The following is a 16,825-nucleotide window of genomic DNA, read 5'->3' on the forward strand; positions in this document are numbered from 1 at the left end:
GCGTGTCTGCCCAGAGCAGTCCGACGTGACGGCATCATGGCGTGGCGCGGCACTGGATCCGCACCGACCACGGGGGTCAGACCAAGGCGACGCACGCCGTTGTGCGTCGCAGCAGCAGACAAGGCAAGGGGCCGCGGCAGATGGCTGGACTCGCACTCGATGGGTCGAACCCCGATGTCAGCCTGCTCTACGACATCAATGGGCTGGCGAAGGCCGCTCCGACCTGGTTCGACGAGGTCATGGGGTTCGTCGGTGAGTTCGGGATCATGTTCGCCATGGTCCTGGTGGCCCTGTGGTGCTGGTGGAGCGTGCGCCGACGCGGGACGACCGAGGACTCGGTGACGGCGGTTGCCGGGCTCGTGTGGGCGCCCTTGGCCGCCGGGATCGCGTTGCTCATCAACATCCCGATCCGCGGCTTCGTGGAGAGGCCCCGACCGTTCTTCGACCACAAGGGGCTCGAAGTCCTGGTCGAGGGCAAGACGGACTTCTCCTTCGTGAGTGACCACGCGACGATGGCGATGGCGATCGCGGTGGGGCTCTTCGTGGCCAACAGGAAGTTCGGCCTGGTGGCGATCGCGTTGGCCCTTCTGGAGGGCTTCTGCCGCGTCTACATGGGCGTCCACTATCCGACCGACGTGATCGGCGGCTTCGCTCTCGGTACTGCGGTGGCTCTGCTGCTCGCCCCGCTCGCGATGATGCTGCTGACGCCCCTGGTGGGCGCGGTGGCCCGTGTCGGAGCGGTCGGCTGGCTCGTCCGGGCGGGCGGGGCCGGCGCCGACGCCGACGGCCGGGGTGAGTCGCTCGGGATTCCCGAGCCGAGTTCGGGTTCCGGTCGTGGCAGTGCGCCGGGCGACAGGGATCTCGCCGCGTAGGAGCGTCGGGTTCGACGATGTGAGGGGTGTCCCACGAGGGGCACCCCTCACGCATGTCCGGGTACCGCCTGCGCCCGGTCGCGCATGCCCGGCCCAGCTCACGCGTCCCGCCCGCCGGATCCCTTACGCGAGCGGTGCCCGGAAGCCCTTCCGCGAGCGGTGCGGCGGCTCAGCGGTCCAGGGTGGTGCTGTGTTCCTGCGCGTCGGTGCGGGCCCGGTCGCGGGACCGTCGGGCGGCGCCGGACCAGCCGCAGCTGCACCGGGCCAGACAGAACGAGCCCCGTTCGACGGTCGTGGTGCTGTGTGCCGGGCCGGGGCTGTGGACGGGGGAGTCCGAGGGGTCCTGATGCACGTGTCCACGGTACCGGGCACGCCGTTCGGCGGTCGGGGAGTGGGCCGATCGGCGTCCGGAGTGGGCCGTGCGGCGTGACGAGGCGCCCCGGCCGTCGTTAGGCGAAGCAGGCCGGAACTCGTTCACGTGTACGTCGTTGGGGGTTGGCAGGCGATGGTGGTGCAGCAGCAGAGGTCCGGAGGCGGGGCACTGGCTGTGTGCGCCCTGGCCGTGGCGGGTGTGATGGCGCTGGGCACCGGATGCGCCGGTGCGGGCCCCGGAGGCGTGGGTGGCGGTGACGGGAGTGGCGGCCGGCAGACCGTGGCCGGCGCACACGGCGCCGGCTCCCCGGCCGCCGTGCTCCGGCGGGCGGCCGAGGAGCTGGTCGGCGCGGGCAGCGCCGAGGCGCGTACGTCGATGGAGACCGCGGCCGGAGGGACCCGGGTGACGATCCGGGGGCAGGGGGTGTACGACTTCCGGGAGCAGCTGGGCCGGATCAAGGTCGTCCTGCCGAAGGACGCCGCCGGGACCGACGAGCACCTGCCGATCACGGAACTGCTCGCCCCCGGTGCGCTCTACATGAAGAACCGTGGTGCCGGGGTGCCCGCGGACAAGTGGGTGCGTATCGACACATCGGCCCTGGAGGACGGCAATCTGGTCACCGGCGGTGTGACCGATCCGACTGCCGCCGCCGAATTGCTCAGGGGGGCGGGCGAGGTGACGTACGTCGGGCGGACGGAGCTGGCCGGTGTGGCGGTGCGGCACTACCGGGGAGTCGCGGACCTCGGGAGGGCGGCACGCGGGGCCTCGCCGTCCTCGCGCGGGGCGCTGGCCGCCGCAGCGAAGGGGTTCAGCACGGACGCCGTGCCCTTCGACGCCTATCTGGACGACGAGGGCCTGTTGCGGAAGGTGCGCCACCACTTCACGTTCGCGACCGAGGGGCCGGCGGTCGCGGTGGTGTCGACGATGCTGCTGTACGGCTTCGGGGTGCCGGTCTCCGTGGAGCTGCCCCGCGAGGCGGACATCTACACGGGGCGTGTCCAGCAGGGCCGGAGTGGCCCGGAAGCGCCGTAGGGAGGGGGTCGAAATGGTCCGTCCGTGCCATGCGCGGCGCGTACCGCGCTCCCTACGCTAGGGAGTCGGTGCGCCAGGAGTCGACGACAGCAGAGAGAGGTGACGCAGGTGGTGACGCTCAGCGCTCCGAACGCTCAGGACTGTGTGGCCCTCGCCGAGATCGAACTCTGCGGCGAGCTCATGATCGCGGCGGCGGACGCACGCGAGGACCGGCTGAGTCCCGACCGCATCGACGAGGTGCTCAACGTCGGATCGGATGCCGCCGAGCAGTCGCCGACGATCCCCCGGCAGGTCCGCCACCGGGGATGACCTGGACTTCCGCGCCCCTCCCCGGTGGTGCGGTGTGCGGTGCGGGTGGGCGAGGGCGGTCGCCGGTTCGTCCCGCTGTCAGGTGCGCAGCAGGCGGGCGATCGCCTTGGTGGCTTCCTCGACCTTCGCGTCGATCTCCTCACCGCCCTTGAGTGCCGCATCCGCGACACAGTGGCGCAAATGCTCTTCCAGCAGCTGGAGCGCGAAGGACTGCAGGGCCTTCGTGGACGCCGAGACCTGGGTGAGTATGTCGATGCAGTAGACGTCCTCGTCCACCATCCGCTGGAGGCCGCGGATCTGTCCCTCGATGCGGCGCAGGCGCTTGAGGTGCTCCTCCTTCTGGTGGTGGTAACCGTGGATGCCGCGGTCGTGGTCGGTGACGACCGCTTCCGTGCCGACTGCGTCGGTGGCCTCGGTGCTGGTCATGGGGTCCTCCCGTTGTCCTCTTGGCCTGCGGAAAGCGTGCCGTTCTGTACCGTCTGCATACCCCTGCCGGGTATATCGTAACGAATCCAGCCGAAACGTGACCGGGGGGCCGTGCTGATCACTGTGCCCGATGCGCGACACTGAAGAACGCCGGTTAGCCGTGGCCGGATGATGCGCCTAGCATCAGCCTGACCGAATCCAAAGCACCCCGAGGACCCCACGTGCGCTTTCGTCTGACCCCCAGGGAGACGAGCTTCTACGACATGTTTTCCGCCTCCGCGGACAACATCGTCACGGGCTCGAAGCTCCTCATGGAACTGCTCGGGGCGGATTCTGCCTCCCGAGTCGAGATCGCGGAGCGTATGCGGGCAGCGGAGCACGCGGGGGACGATGCCACCCACGCGATCTTCCACCAGCTGAACTCCTCCTTCATCACGCCGTTCGACCGCGAGGACATCTACAACCTCGCGTCGTCGCTCGACGACATCATGGACTTCATGGAGGAGGCCGTCGACCTGGTCGTGCTGTACCAGATCGACGAGCTCCCGAAGGGTGTCGAGCAGCAGATCGAGGTCCTGGCCCGGGCGGCGGAACTGACCGCCGAGGCCATGCCGAGTCTGCGGACCATGGACAACCTCACCGAGTACTGGATCGAGGTCAACCGCCTGGAGAACCAGGCCGACCAGATCCACCGCAAGCTGCTGGCCCAGCTCTTCAACGGCAAGTACGAAGCCATGGACGTGCTGAAGCTCAAGCAGATCGTGGACGTGCTGGAAGAGGCGGCTGATGCGTTCGAGCACGTCGCCAACACCGTGGAGACCATCGCGGTCAAGGAGTCCTGAACCTCGTGGACACCTTTGCGCTGATCGTGACCATCGGTGTCGCGCTCGGCTTCACGTATACGAACGGCTTCCACGACTCGGCGAACGCCATCGCCACCTCGGTCTCCACCCGGGCGCTGACCCCGCGTGCGGCTCTGGCGATGGCCGCTGTGATGAACCTCGCAGGTGCCTTCCTGGGCCAGGGGGTCGCCAAGACCGTCAGTGAAGGGCTGATCGCCACGCCCGAGGGCCAGAAGGGGATGGGAATCCTCTTCGCGGCGCTGGTCGGCGCGATCATCTGGAACCTCGTCACCTGGTACTACGGTCTGCCGTCCTCGTCCTCGCACGCCCTTTTCGGCGGCATGGTCGGTGCGGCGCTGGCCGGCGGGACGATGGTGCACTGGGACGGGGTGCTGTCCAAGATCGTCATCCCGATGTTCCTCTCTCCGGTCATCGGGCTGGTCGTCGGCTATCTGGTGATGGTCGGGATCATGTGGATATTCCGGAAGACCAACCCTCATAAGGCCAAGCGCGGCTTCCGCATCGCCCAGACGGTTTCGGCGGCGGGCATGGCACTCGGTCACGGTCTGCAGGACGCCCAGAAGACGATGGGCATCGTGGTGATGGCCCTGGTCATCGCCGATGTCGAGGGCCCGAACGACGAGATCCCGGTCTGGGTGAAGATCGCCTGTGCGGCGATGCTGTCCCTCGGGACGTACGCGGGTGGCTGGCGCATCATGCGCACGCTCGGCCGCAAGATCATCGAGCTGGACCCGCCGCAGGGCTTCGCCGCCGAGACGACCGGCGCCTCGATCATGTTCGGCTCGGCCTTCCTGTTCCACGCACCGATCTCCACGACTCACGTGATCACCTCGGCGATCATGGGTGTCGGCGCCACGAAGCGGGTGAACGCGGTCCGCTGGGGAGTGGCCAAGAACATCATCCTGGGGTGGTTCATCACGATGCCGGCCGCGGCACTGGTGGCCGCGCTCAGCTACGGGGTCGTCGTACTGCTCTTCGGCTGAGTCCTGCCGCCCCCGACGAGCCCTGCCGATCCACTGCCCGACCGGGCGACATCGTACGGAAAATGGGTCCGCCCCTGCTCTCCTGTGGAGAGCGGGGGCGGACCCTTTGCCTTGTGGTGGCACCGCCATGCAGCACCCCAAGGCCGTCTGTGGTTGTCCGGATCGTGCTCGCACGAGGCCCGCTCGTCCGGATCCTGCTTGTGAGGATCGTGCTCGCACGAAGCCGGTCCGTGCGGGTCCTGCTTATCCGAAGCGGCCGGAGATGTAGTCCTCGGTCGCCTGGACCGACGGGTTGGAGAAGATCCGTTCCGTCTCGTCGATCTCGATGAGCCGGCCGGGCTTGCCGACCGCGGAGAGGTTGAAGAAGGCCGTACGGTCCGAGACGCGTGCCGCCTGCTGCATGTTGTGCGTCACGATGACGATCGTGAAGCGCTCCTTCAGCTCGCCGATCAGGTCCTCGATGGCGAGGGTCGAGATCGGGTCGAGCGCGGAGCACGGCTCGTCCATCAGCAGCACGTCCGGCTCGACCGCGATCGCGCGGGCGATGCACAGACGCTGCTGCTGGCCGCCGGAGAGGCCGGAGCCCGGCTTGTTCAGGCGGTCCTTGACCTCGTTCCAGAGGTTGGCGCCCTTGAGGGACTTCTCGACGATGTCCGACAGCTGGCTCTTGCGGTAGGAGCCGTTCAGCCGCAGCCCGGCCGCGACGTTGTCGAAGATCGACATGGTCGGGAAGGGGTTAGGGCGCTGGAAGACCATGCCGACCGTGCGGCGCACGGTGACGGGGTCGACGCCGGAGCCGTACAGGTTCTCGTCGTCCAGCAGCACCTTGCCCTCGACACGGCCACCGGGGGTGACCTCGTGCATGCGGTTCAGGGTGCGGAGGAAGGTGGACTTGCCGCAGCCGGACGGGCCGATGAAGGCGGTGACGGAGCGGGGCTCCACGGTCATCGAGATGTCCTCGATGGCCTTGTGGGAGCCGTAGTAGGCGGTGAGGCCGCTGATGTCGATGCGCTTGGCCATGTGGAATCAACTGCTTTCTGCGTGGCCTCAGCGGCCGGACTTGGGGGCCTTCCAGCGGGCGATGCCGCGGGCCACCAGATTGAGGATCATGACGAAGGCGATCAGCACCAGGGCGGCGGCCCAGGCGCGGTCGTAGGACGCGGCCTCGCCGATCTTGTACTGCTCGTAGATGTAGAACGGCAGCGAGGACTGGGCGCCTTCGAAGGGGTTCGTGTTGATCAGCTGGCTGCCGAAGACCAGGAGGATGATCGGTGCCGTCTCTCCCGCGATGCGGGCGATGGCGAGCATGACGCCCGTCGTGATGCCGCCGATCGCGGTGGGCAGGACCACCTTCAGGATGGTGCGCCACTTCGGGATGCCGAGCGCGAGGGACGCCTCGCGGAGCTCGTTGGGGACGAGCTTGAGCATCTCCTCGGTGGAGCGGACCACCACGGGGATCATCAGGATCGTCAGGGCCAGGGCGCCCATCAGACCGGACGGCTCCAGCTTTGCGATCAGCATGATCGACAGGATGAACAGACCGGCCACGATGGACGGGATGCCCGTCATGACGTCCACGAAGAAGGTCACGGCCTTGGCGAGGGTGCCCTTGCCGTACTCGACCAGGTAGACCGCGGTCAGGAGCCCGAGCGGGGCGGAGATCACGGTGGCGATCCCGACCTGTTCCAGGGTGCCGATCAGGGCGTGGTAGACACCGCCGCTGTCCTCGGAGCCGAGTACCCCGGCCATCGAGTGGGTGAGGAAGTAGCCGTCGAGACGCTGGGAGCCGCGGCTGATCGTGGTCCAGAGCAGCGAGGCGAGCGGGACGACGGCGACCAGGAAGCACACCCAGACGATGCTGGTGGCGAGCCGGTCCTTGGCCTGGCGCTTGTTCTCGACCACGGTCGTCGCGACGTACGAGAGGACCAGGAAGAGCAGGGCCGAGATCATGCCCCACTGGACGCGGCTGTGCCAGCCGGCTGCCAGGGAGACGCCGACCCCGAGGGCGATCGACACGACGGCGAAGCCGAGGGGGGCCCAGCGGGGGAGGCTGCGGCTGCTGAGGCCGGGCTTGCCGGGTTCCGGCGAGGTCTGCGGACGCTTGTCCTGGACGTCGGTGGTGGTGGCGTGGGTCATGCGTTGGCCCCCGAGTACTCCTTGCGGCGGGCGATGATGAGCCGGGCCGCGCCGTTGACCAGCAGGGTGAGGACGAAGAGGACGAGGCCCGAGGCGATCAGGGCGTCGCGCCCGAATTCGTCCGCCTCACCGAACTTGGCCGCGATGTTCTGGGCGAAGGTCCCGCCGCCCGGATTGAGCACGTGCAGCGAGATGAGGAAGCTCGGCGAGAGCACCGTGGCGACCGCCATCGTCTCGCCGAGCGCGCGGCCGAGGCCGAGCATCGAGGCCGAGATGATGCCGGAGCGGCCGAAGGGCAGTACCGAGAGCCGGATGACCTCCCAGCGGGTGGCGCCGAGGGCGAGCGCGGCCTCCTCGTTCATCTTCGGAACCTGGAGGAAGACCTCGCGGCTGACGCTGGTCACGATCGGCAGGATCATGATCGCGAGCAGGACGCCGACGGTGAAGAGCGAGCGGGCGACGCCGACCTCGGTCTTCTCGAAGATGTACGTCCAGCCGAAGAACTGGTCGAGCCAGAGGTTCAGCCCCTCCAGGTACGGGACGAGGACGAGGGCGCCCCAGATGCCGTAGACGATGCTGGGCACCGCCGCGAGCAGGTCGATGACGTACGCGAGGGGGGCTGCCAGCTTGCGCGGCGCGTAGTGCGAGATGAACAGGGCGATGCCGACAGCGATCGGAACCGCGATGAGCATCGCGATGATCGAGCTGACGACCGTGCCGAAGAGCAGGACCGCGATGCCGAAGACCGGGGGGTCGCCGGCCGGGTTCCAGTCGAAGGTGGTGAGGAAGTTGCCCTCGTCCTTCGATATGGCGATGACGGCGCGGTAGCTGAGGAACACGGCGATCGACGCCATGAGCACGAGCAGCAGGATGCCCGAGCCCCGCGAGAGACCCAGGAAGATCTTGTCGCCGGCGCGCCCGGTGGACTTGGGGCGGCCGCGCGTGACCGGCGGAGCCGGTGGGATGTCGAGCGGTGTGGTGGAAGCCATGGTCTTTCCGGTCTGTGTGGGGGAGCGGAGGCTCCCCTGGCGGCGGTGCACCGGATGGTCGGGTGGTGGGGCCGGTCCGGAGGAGTGCGCCGGACCGGCCCGCACCTGTGTGCGTGTCGCGGTGGAGGGTTACGAGAGGCCGGCGACGGTCTCGCGGACCTTGGCGTTGATCGCCTCGGGGATCGGGGCGTAGCCGGCCTCGGTCAGGACCTTCTGGCCGTCCGCGGAGGAGGTGTAGTTCAGGAAGGACTTGACCGTTCCGAGGGTCTCGGCCTTGTTGCCGGTGTCGCAGACGACCTCGTAGGTCACCAGGACCAGCGGGTAGGCGCCCTCGGCCTTGGTGGTGTAGTCGAGGTCGAGCGCCAGGTCCTTGCCGGTGCCCTTGACCTTGGCGGCGGCGATGGCCTTGGAGGCGTTCTCCGAGGTGGCCTCGACCGGAGCGGCGCCACCGGTGTCGATGCCGACGGTGGTGATGTCCTGCGAGGCGGCGTAGGAGAGCTCGAAGTAACCGATGGAGCCGTCGACGGCCTTCACCTGGGAGGCGATGCCGGAGGAGCCGGACGCGGCCTGGCCACCGGGGGCCGGCCACTTCTTCTCGGCCTCGTACTTCCAGTCGCTCGGGGCCGCGGCGTTCAGGTACTTGCCGAGGTTCTGCGTGGTGCCGGAGTCCTCGGAGCGGTGGAAGGCCTGAATGGCCTTGTCCGGCAGCTTGACGCCCTCGTTGAGCGCGGCGATCGCCGGGTCGTTCCACTTCTTGATCTTGGTGTCGAAGATCTTGGCGAGCGTGGAGGCGTCCAGGGTGAGCTTGTCGACGCCCTCCAGGTGGAAGCCGACCGCGATCGGGCCGCCGACCATCGGGAGGTTGATGCCCTGGCCGGTCTTGCAGATCTTCTTCGACGCGGCGACCTCTTCGGGCTTCAGGGCGGAGTCGGAGCCGGCGAAGCCCACGGTGCCCTGGTTGAACGCGACGATGCCCTCACCGGAGGAGGAGGAGCTGTAGTTGACCTCCACGCCGGAACAGGCGGCCATGTAGTTCTTGACCCACAGGTCCATGGCGTTCTTCTGGGCGCTGGACCCGGAAGCACGCAGCTGGCCCTTGGCGCCGTCGCACTTGATGTCCGACGCGGCGGCACTCGTCGTGCCGCCGTCCGCGCCGGTGCCGGTGTTGTCGTCCGAACCGCACGCCGTGAGGACCAGGGCGCCGGAGACGGCGAGGGCACCGAGCGCGGTGGCACGAAGCCGGTTCTTGCGCTGAAGCTTCACTTTCGGGGTGTTCCTTCCAGGAGCCGCCGCGGCTGGTGGGGTGGGCGGCGTGCGATGAGAGGTGGTGCGGTGGCTTGGCGCCGTGCACCGTGTACGTCCGAAATTAGGCAGAACAGGTGAAGCGGCCTACGGGGCAGAGTGAACGGCAGGTGAACCGTGTAGGGCGGGCTGGTTCTGCGTGCTACGCGGCGTGGCGAGGGCGCGCCGAGGCCGCGGCCGGGCGCAGACGCAGCATGTGTCGCACCCCGGCCAGGGACTGCGTGGTTCCGCCCTCAGTCGCGGGAAGGGCCTGAATCCGCCGGGCCGGTGCGCAGGAAGGCGTCCAGCTGGATGCGGTCGCCGGGGCGGCTCAGGCGGGCCCGGGCCACGGCGGGGGAGAGCCACTCCAGCCGGTCGACCTCGTCGTTGGCGACGAACATGCCGTCCGTCGCCTCCGCCGCCCAGTAGCTGACCTCCTTGGGCCGCCCGTTCGCCGTGTACAGGGCGGTCGGCAGGGCGGCGCCCGGCACACAGCGGTGGCCCGTCTCCTCCAGGACCTCACGCAGGGCGGCCTCCAGCGCCGTCTCGCCACGCTTCAGCTTGCCTTTCGGAAACGACCAGTCGTCGTAGCGGGGTCTGTGGACCAGACAGATCTCCATGCCGTCGCCGTCCGGGGACCTGCGCCAGAGCACGCAGCCCGCCGCCAGGACGAGGTCGCTCATGGCACGGTCACGGCCGTCGCGTACGGCCAGGTCTCGCGGAACACGCTGCGCGCGGCCTCCACCTCGTGCCGCTGGTCGGCGTGGAGCACTCCCAGGGCGTACGCCGTCGCGGGGGCGATGCGCGGGGTGCGCGCCGCCGCCGCCGCTGCCGCCGCTGCCTCCGCCGCGTCACGGTGCAGGTCCAGCGCGTGACCGGGGCCGCCGAGGGCCGGGTCGGGGGAGCCCCGCAGCATCTCGTGGGCGTACCGGTGCAGCCGCAGCAGACGCCGGGCCTGGTGCCAGAGCGCGTCGTGGGCCTCGTTGTACGGCTCCACCGCCTCGTCGGGCGGCAGCGCGGCCACCGCGTCCAGCATCCGCTGCTCGGCCAGCCCTGCCGGGTCGTGCAGCACCCCTTCCGCCGGTTCGGCGGCCGTGGACGTCAGGGGGACCTCGGAGGCGAGCAGCGCGACGGCGTCGGCGACGGCGTGGAAGCGGGAGGAGCCGAGCGCCTGGAGAGCCGCCGAGTGGGCGCGGGTCCTGGCGAGGGTAAGCCGGCGTTCCAGCAGCGCTCCGGCCCGGGCGGCGCCGACGCCGAGTGCGGCCCGCTCCTTGTCGCTCTCGGTCGCACCGGCCTCCGTGGATGCCCGGGCCGAGGGGAGCGAGGTGCCGGAGAGCTGGTGCAGTGCCTCCAGGAGCCGGGCGAGCCTGGTGGCGTAGGCGTGTTCGCGGGCGAGGGTTCCGGAGAGCCAGGCCAGCTCGGCGCGGAGTTGGTCGGCCCAGGCCGGTTCGAGTGTTCCCCGGAAGGTGTGCAGCGTGCCGCTGATCCGGCGTGCCGCTCGGCGCAGCGCGCGGACGGCCTCGTCGGCGCGCTGCGTGCCCGCGTCCCCCGGGGCGCTGTGTTCGCGGTGCAGTCGCAGGCCCCGTAGGAAGCAGGAGGCCTGTTCGCGCAGGTAGGGCGCGAGGACCGCTTCCGCGGAGAGGGTCGTCTGGTGGTCAGGGCGTCGCACGCCGGCGCCTCCGGGCTTCGATGAGCATCTCTTGTACGTGCCGCAGCGGCTGCCCGTCCGCGTCCGTGGAGTGCCGGGTCCAGTTTCCGTCGGGGCCCAGGTGCCAGGAGGTGGTGGTGTCGGACATGCCTGTTTCCAGGAGCCTGCTGAGGGCGGCGCGATGCGCGGGGTCGGTGACGCGGACCAGTGCTTCGATCCGGCGGTCGAGGTTACGGTGCATCATGTCGGCGCTCCCGAACCACACTTCGGGCTCGCCGCCGTTGCCGAAGGCGAAGACCCGGGAGTGTTCGAGGAAGCGGCCCAGTATGGAGCGGACCCGGATGTTCTCGGAGAGGCCGTTGACCCCGGGGCGGATGGCGCAGATGCCTCGTACCCAGATGTCGACCGGTACCCCGGCCTGGCCCGCCCGGTAGCAGGCGTCGATGACCGCTTCGTCGACCATGGAGTTGACCTTGAAGCGTACGTACGCCGGCCGGCCCGCGCGGTGGTGGGTGATCTCCTTGTTGATGCGGGCGACCAGCCCGTCGCGCAGGGACTTCGGGGCGACCAGCAGCCGGCGATAGGTCTCGCGGCGGGAGTAGCCGGAGAGCCGGTTGAAGAGGTCGGAGAGGTCGGCCCCGACCTGCGGGTCGGCGGTCAGCAGGCCGAGGTCCTCGTAGAGCCGCGCCGTCTTGGGGTGGTAGTTGCCGGTGCCGACGTGGGAGTAGCGGCGCAGTGTGTCGCCCTCCTGGCGGACGACGAGCGACAGCTTGCAGTGGGTCTTGAGCCCGACGAGGCCGTAGACGACGTGGCAGCCGGACTCCTCCAGCTTCCGGGCCCACTTGATGTTGGCCTGCTCGTCGAAGCGGGCCTTGATCTCGACGAGGACGAGGACCTGCTTGCCGGATTCCGCCGCGTCGATCAGGGCGTCGACTATCGGGGAGTCGCCCGAGGTCCGGTACAGGGTCTGCTTGATCGCGAGGACGTCCGGGTCGCCCGCCGCCTGTTCCAGGAAGGCCTGGACGGAGGTGGAGAAGGAGTCGTACGGGTGGTGCAGCAGCACGTCGCGCTCGCGCAGGGCGGCGAAGATGTCGGGCGCGGAGGCCGATTCGACCTCGGCGAGGTCGCGGTGGGTGCCGGCGACGAACTTCGGGTACTTCAGCTCGGGCCGGTCCAGCGACGCGATGCCGAACAGCCCGGTGAGGTCGAGCGGGCCCGGCAGCGGGTAGAGCTCGGTCTCGGAGATCTTCAGCTCGCGCACCAGCAGGTCCAGGACGTACGGGTCGATGGACTCCTCGACCTCCAGGCGGACCGGCGGGCCGAAGCGGCGCCGCATGAGCTCCTTCTCCAGTGCCTGGAGCAGGTTCTCGGTGTCGTCCTCCTCGACCTCCAGGTCCTCGTTCCTGGTGACCCGGAACATGTGGTGGGCGAGGACCTCCATGCCCGGGAAGAGCTCCTCGAGGTGTGCCGCGATGATGTCCTCTATCGGGACGTACCGCTGCGGGGAGGCCTCCAGGAAGCGGGTGAGCAGCGGCGGCACCTTGACGCGGGCGAAGTGCCGGTGGCCGCTGACGGGGTTGCGCACGACGACGGCGAGGTTGAGCGACAGCCCGGAGATGTACGGGAACGGGTGCGCCGGGTCGACGGCCAGCGGGGTCAGCACGGGGAAGACCCGCTGGCGGAAGAAGGTGAAGAGGCGGGCCTGTTCCTTCTCGGTCAGATCGGGCCAGCGGACCAGCTGGATGCCCTCGTCGGACAGTGCGGGAGCGACGTCCTGCTGGTAGCAGGCGGCGTGGCGGGCCATGAGCTCGCGGGAGCGGGTCCAGATCAGGTCGAGGACCTCGCGGGGCTGGAGCCCGGACGCGGAGCGGGTGGCGACGCCGGTCGCGATGCGGCGCTTGAGTCCGGCGACCCGGACCATGAAGAACTCGTCCAGGTTCGAGGCGAAGATGGCGAGGAAATTAGCCCGTTCGAGTAGCGGTGTGGTGGGGTCCTCGGCCAGCTCCAGGACGCGTTCGTTGAACGCGAGCCAACTGCGCTCCCGGTCGAGGAAGCGGCCCTGCGGCAGCTCGTCGTCCGGCGAACCGGGCTCGTAGGCGTCCGGGTCGTTGTCCAGGTCGGGGTCCAGGTCGGCGGCTGTGGACAGGCCTGAGGGCACGGAGCCCGCGACGGCGTGCGGCCGGTGGGCGGCGAGGGAGCCGACCGACGGCTGGGCGGGCTGGACCGGAACCTCGGAGCTGGGCTGCTGGCTCATGGACCTATTCTTCCGCGTCTTCGGCTCCTCAGGCGCGTCGGAGCCCGTAAAGATCGCGGAAGACGCGGAAGTGTGCCCCGGACCGGGGCCGCTCCCGTTGCGGGGGGTGGGCAGAGCTGGCTGCATCCCGTGAGGGTCGCAAGCCCGTCTGAATGGCCGGTAACGGCGACATGACGTACAGGAAGCGTTGTGACTGCGGGCCCGTCCCCGTCCTGCTCGTCCTCACCGTAGGTGAACCCCCTGTCCGGACTCCCCCCGGGGCCCGGACAGGGGTGGCTCTCAGGCGGTGCGGCGGCGCAGGACGCGGAAGGCGGCGGCGACGGCCAGGGCGGCGAGGGCGAGCAGGATGCCGGTCTCGACGAGCTGGATGGGCCAGAAATGCGAGGCGGGGTGATAGTCGAGGTAGTGGCTGGTGACGTCGTGGTCCGCCAGGCACCGGTCCGTGCCGATGAACGTGGGCCGTGAGCACACGTCCTGGGACAACCGTTCGCCGCTGCTGGTGAGGTGTCCCGTCTCCACCCACCACATGCCCTCTTCGGCGTTCAGGGGCGCGCCGGACAGCGTGCGCGGGGGCCACAGCTCAGCGCGCCCGTAGGCGAAGACAGAGACGGCCGTGCCGGTGACGAGCGCGGAGACGGTCAGCGCCGGGAAGGTTCGGCGTACCAGCAGCCCGGTGACCGCTCCGACGGCCATCCCGAGCACGGTGTAGGCGAGGGGGAGGACTCCCGAAGTGCCGAACACGAAGGCGTCATGCCACTGGGGGGCGTAGAGCGTGTCCGCACGGGACCGTGCCCAGGCGATTACGGCCGTCAGCACGGACACACCTGCCAGCAGCAGCACGGTGGGCACCGCCAGCTTCGCGGCCAGCCAGCGTGCCGGGGACACGGACTGGGCCCAGGACAGCTTGAAGGTGCCGTTCTCCAGCTCCCGGGCTATCAACGGGCCGGCGACGAACGCGCTGAAGAGCGCGGGCAGGACCGTCAGGGCAAAGGTGAAGCAACCGAAGGCGGTGCGGTACTTCACCATGCTGTCCAGATAGCTGCGGGCCGTCACGTCGCAGGCCCGGCCCGATCCTCCGTTCACCGGGCAGCCGCTCGCCGCGAAGACCTCGGCGACGTGGGACGAGCGAAGGGCGACCGCGATCAGGCCGACGACCGCGAGGAGGACGAGCCCTCCTGCGAGCCTCAGCGTCCACCGGTGCTGGCGCACCACGACGCGGACGGGGCCGCGCAGGGAGGGGCGGGGCGGGGTGAGGGTGCTCATATCGCGGCCACCTCGTTGCGGGCGTGCGCGCTCGGGGTGAGCAGGGCAGGGGCTTCGGGGGAGCGGAGGTGGGCCAGGAGCAGCTCCTCCAGGGAGGGTTCCTTGACGTCCCAGGCGGTGTCGTCCACCGGGCCTTCCCTTCTGACGAGCGCGGTGAGCTGACGTCCCGTCGTACTGGATTCGACGACCGTGTGCGGGGCGAGGTCGCGGGCCTGGCCGGTGAGGACGGAGTGCGCGGCGACGATGTCGTCGCTCTCGCCGCCGAGCCGGACCCGGCCGCCGTCGACGAGCAGGAGGTAGTCGCAGGCGCCTTCCAGCTCGGTCAGGATGTGCGAGGACATCACGATGGTGGTGCCGTGTTCGGCGGCCTCGGCCATCAGGACGCCCATCAGCTGGTGACGGACGAGCGGGTCGAGGTCGGCCATCGGCTCGTCCAGCAGCATCAGTTCGGGCCGCTTGCCGAGGGCGAGGGACAGGGCGAGCCGGGTGCGCTGGCCGCCGGAGAGCGTCCGGACCTTGGCGTCCTGGGGAAGCACGCCGGCGATCCGGTCCGCGGCCGCGCGGTCCCAGGTGGCGGGGTTGAGCTGGGCCCCGGCCCACAGGGTGTCGGCGACGGTGAGCTGCGGGTACAGCGGCTTGTCCTGCGAGACGTACGCGATGCGGGGACGGGCCTCGGCGGGTGTCGAGCCGAGCACCCGCACCGACCCCTCGGCGGGCCGGAGCAGCCCGGCTGCGAGGGAGAGCAGGGTGGATTTCCCGGCGCCGTTGGGCCCGACGAGAGCGCATATCCGTCCCGTGGGCAGCCGGAACGAGCAGTCGCGCAGTGCCCACCCGCGCTTTCGTCCGTAGGTCATACCGAGGCCGTTCGCCTCGATCGCGGCACCTGTCATGAGTGCGGGTCCCCCTTGAATGTGCTGTCCAGTACGTCGGTGAAGAGCGCGCTCACGTCGTCCCTGTCGAGGCCGGCGGCACGGGCCCTGCGGGTCCATTCGGACAGTTCGGCGCGCAGGGGCGGGTCGGTGGTGACCGCCGCGCTGCCGAGGGTCCGGCGGACGAAGGTGCCGAGACCGCGGCGGGCCTCGACGAGGCCTTCGCGTTCCAGTTCGCGGTAGGCCTTGAGCACGGTGTTCGGATTGATCGCCGTCGCTTCGACGACCTCGCGGGCCGTGGGCAGCCGGTCGCCCGGCTCCAGCACACCGAGGCGGAGCGCCTGCTTGGTCTGCTGCACGATCTGGAGGTAGGTGGCGACGCCGCTGCGCCGGTCGATGCGGAACTCGACCGCTGCGGACTCTGCCATGTGCACCACCCTTTCACTAGTTGAGTAGTGAAAGGGTGGTGCAAAACAGGGGCGGCGTCAAGTGACGCCGCCCCTCGGGGGATTGAGCGTGTTCAGGACTCCGTGCGGTACATCAGGTCGACCTCGTGCGTGGCGAAGCCCATCCGCTCGTAGACGGACAGGGCCGGGAGGTTGTCGGCGTCGACATAGAGCATGGCCGTCGGCAGCCCCCGGGAGGCCAGGTACCGCAGTCCGATCGCGGTGAGCGCCTTGCCGAGGCCGCCGCCCTGGGCGTCGGGCCTGATGCCGACGACGTAGACCTCGCCCAGCTCCTCCTCGGCGTGCACCTTCGTCCAGTGGAAGCCGATGATCTCGCCGTCGCGTTCGGCGAGGAAGAAGCCCTTCGGGTCGAACCAGGGCTCGGACTTGCGGTCGTCCAGGTCCCGCTGGGTGAGTGAGCCCTGCTCGGGATGGTGGGCGAAGGCGGCGCTGTTGACGGTGAGCCAGGCCGCGTCGTCCTGTCCGGGCACGAAGGTGCGGATGGTGACGCCGGGCGGCAGGGCCGGCTCGGCGATGTCGAGGGTGTCCAGCGGGCGGCGCAGCTGGCGCAGTTCGCGGAAGAGGGAGAGGCCGAGCACCTGCGCGAGGTGCCGGGCGGCCGACTTGCCGCCGTGTGCCCAGACGCGCAGCCGCTTCCCGGTCGCGGCGAGGAGTGCGGCGCCCAGCGCCCTGCCGTGTCCACGGCCGCGGTGGGAGGGGGACACGACCAGCTCGGCGGCGGGGGCCTCGACGGGGTCGACGTCCTCCAGCTGCGCGTAACCGGCCAGTACGCCGTCGACGGTGAGCAGGAAATGCCGGACGCCCTCACGGTGTCCGCCCCTCAACTGCAGCCGCCCCTGCTCGGAGACGGCCTGCCGGCCATCGGTCCCGGCGGCCTCGCCGAGGAGGGCGAGGACGGCGTCGGCCTGCTCGGAGGTGAGCGCGTCGAGGGTCTCGATCTCGCGCCCGGGTGAGGGGAGGGGTGCGTCAGTCGTCATGGGTACGAGCGTACGGCGCGGAGGTGGGGCGCCGGGGCAGGCTGTCGCACGGTCCGCGAGGGTGCCGTCATGTCAGCCCGCCC

Annotated in this window: 18 protein-coding genes; 5 read left to right on the plus strand and 13 right to left on the minus strand. The window is 69.9% G+C overall.

Annotated features, from left to right (window positions below; all coding sequences use genetic code 11):
* Positions 1 to 140 precede the first annotated feature (140 nt).
* On the plus strand, positions 141 to 872 hold the full coding sequence (locus JOC24_RS00130; RefSeq protein WP_205018011.1) for a phosphatase PAP2 family protein: 732 nt from the start codon (positions 141 to 143) through the stop codon (positions 870 to 872).
* A gap of 169 nt (positions 873 to 1,041) precedes the next feature.
* Here the strand turns inward: JOC24_RS00130 and JOC24_RS00135 are convergent, their stop codons facing one another.
* Positions 1,042 to 1,224 carry a hypothetical protein gene (locus JOC24_RS00135; protein ID WP_205018012.1) on the minus strand — a complete coding sequence of 61 codons (183 nt, stop codon included), beginning with the start codon at positions 1,222 to 1,224 and terminating at the stop codon, positions 1,042 to 1,044.
* Between the two features lie 153 nt (positions 1,225 to 1,377).
* Here JOC24_RS00135 and JOC24_RS00140 point away from each other — a divergent pair, with 153 nt between their 5' ends.
* Both JOC24_RS00140 and JOC24_RS00145 read left to right on the plus strand, forming a co-directional pair.
* Positions 1,378 to 2,277, plus strand: a complete 900-nt coding sequence (locus JOC24_RS00140; RefSeq protein ID WP_205018013.1) for an SCO4651 family lipoprotein — start codon at positions 1,378 to 1,380, stop codon at positions 2,275 to 2,277.
* Between the two features lie 99 nt (positions 2,278 to 2,376).
* The gene (locus tag JOC24_RS00145; protein WP_205018014.1) at positions 2,377 to 2,586 is read left to right on the plus strand and encodes a hypothetical protein; all 210 of its coding nucleotides are present in this window, start codon (positions 2,377 to 2,379) and stop codon (positions 2,584 to 2,586) included.
* 78 nt (positions 2,587 to 2,664) lie between these two features.
* Here JOC24_RS00145 and JOC24_RS00150 read toward each other — a convergent pair whose 3' ends face one another.
* Positions 2,665 to 3,012: a metal-sensitive transcriptional regulator gene (locus JOC24_RS00150; protein WP_239579321.1), complete on the minus strand. Its 348-nt coding sequence runs from the start codon at positions 3,010 to 3,012 to the stop codon at positions 2,665 to 2,667.
* A gap of 221 nt (positions 3,013 to 3,233) precedes the next feature.
* On the opposite strand from JOC24_RS00150, the gene JOC24_RS00155 reads away from it, so the two are divergent.
* Positions 3,234 to 3,854: a DUF47 domain-containing protein gene (locus JOC24_RS00155; protein ID WP_205018015.1), complete on the plus strand. Its 621-nt coding sequence runs from the start codon at positions 3,234 to 3,236 to the stop codon at positions 3,852 to 3,854.
* A 5-nt stretch (positions 3,855 to 3,859) separates the two neighbouring features.
* Positions 3,860 to 4,858: an inorganic phosphate transporter gene (locus JOC24_RS00160; RefSeq protein ID WP_205018016.1), complete on the plus strand. Its 999-nt coding sequence runs from the start codon at positions 3,860 to 3,862 to the stop codon at positions 4,856 to 4,858.
* Between the two features lie 243 nt (positions 4,859 to 5,101).
* Here the strand turns inward: JOC24_RS00160 and pstB are convergent, their stop codons facing one another.
* From pstB to mshD, 11 genes are all read right to left on the minus strand, one after another.
* Complete coding sequence (gene pstB / locus JOC24_RS00165; protein WP_031093589.1) at positions 5,102 to 5,878, minus strand: phosphate ABC transporter ATP-binding protein PstB; 777 nt, start codon at positions 5,876 to 5,878, stop codon at positions 5,102 to 5,104.
* Positions 5,879 to 5,905: 27 nt separating this feature from the next.
* Entirely contained in the window at positions 5,906 to 6,994 is a 1,089-nt protein-coding gene (gene pstA / locus JOC24_RS00170; protein WP_205018017.1) for a phosphate ABC transporter permease PstA, read from the minus strand.
* Entirely contained in the window at positions 6,991 to 7,983 is a 993-nt protein-coding gene (gene pstC / locus JOC24_RS00175) for a phosphate ABC transporter permease subunit PstC (RefSeq protein ID WP_205018018.1), read from the minus strand. The genes pstA and pstC overlap by 4 nt, the downstream gene beginning before the upstream one ends.
* A 129-nt stretch (positions 7,984 to 8,112) precedes the next feature.
* On the minus strand, positions 8,113 to 9,246 hold the full coding sequence (gene pstS, locus JOC24_RS00180) for a phosphate ABC transporter substrate-binding protein PstS (RefSeq protein WP_205018019.1): 1,134 nt from the start codon (positions 9,244 to 9,246) through the stop codon (positions 8,113 to 8,115).
* Between the two features lie 272 nt (positions 9,247 to 9,518).
* Positions 9,519 to 9,947: an NUDIX hydrolase gene (locus JOC24_RS00185; protein ID WP_205018020.1), complete on the minus strand. Its 429-nt coding sequence runs from the start codon at positions 9,945 to 9,947 to the stop codon at positions 9,519 to 9,521.
* Positions 9,944 to 10,933: a CHAD domain-containing protein gene (locus tag JOC24_RS00190; protein WP_205018021.1), complete on the minus strand. Its 990-nt coding sequence runs from the start codon at positions 10,931 to 10,933 to the stop codon at positions 9,944 to 9,946. Before JOC24_RS00190 ends, JOC24_RS00185 begins: the two co-directional genes overlap by 4 nt.
* The gene (locus JOC24_RS00195) at positions 10,920 to 13,166 is read right to left on the minus strand and encodes an RNA degradosome polyphosphate kinase (protein ID WP_205018022.1); all 2,247 of its coding nucleotides are present in this window, start codon (positions 13,164 to 13,166) and stop codon (positions 10,920 to 10,922) included. Before JOC24_RS00195 ends, JOC24_RS00190 begins: the two co-directional genes overlap by 14 nt.
* 279 nt (positions 13,167 to 13,445) lie before the next feature.
* Complete coding sequence (locus JOC24_RS00200) at positions 13,446 to 14,429, minus strand: hypothetical protein (protein WP_205018023.1); 984 nt, start codon at positions 14,427 to 14,429, stop codon at positions 13,446 to 13,448.
* The gene (locus JOC24_RS00205) at positions 14,426 to 15,319 is read right to left on the minus strand and encodes an ABC transporter ATP-binding protein (protein WP_205018024.1); all 894 of its coding nucleotides are present in this window, start codon (positions 15,317 to 15,319) and stop codon (positions 14,426 to 14,428) included. The genes JOC24_RS00200 and JOC24_RS00205 overlap by 4 nt, the downstream gene beginning before the upstream one ends.
* Positions 15,316 to 15,726, minus strand: coding sequence for a GntR family transcriptional regulator (locus JOC24_RS00210; protein ID WP_205018025.1), 411 nt, complete (start codon positions 15,724 to 15,726; stop codon positions 15,316 to 15,318). Before JOC24_RS00210 ends, JOC24_RS00205 begins: the two co-directional genes overlap by 4 nt.
* 92 nt (positions 15,727 to 15,818) lie before the next feature.
* Positions 15,819 to 16,742 (minus strand): mycothiol synthase, encoded by a 924-nt coding sequence (gene mshD, locus JOC24_RS00215; RefSeq protein ID WP_205018026.1) that lies wholly within the window; start codon positions 16,740 to 16,742, stop codon positions 15,819 to 15,821.
* Positions 16,743 to 16,825 lie beyond the last annotated feature (83 nt).

The organism is Streptomyces sp. HB132 (genome assembly GCF_016909575.1).
GTDB lineage: Bacteria > Actinomycetota > Actinomycetes > Streptomycetales > Streptomycetaceae > Streptomyces.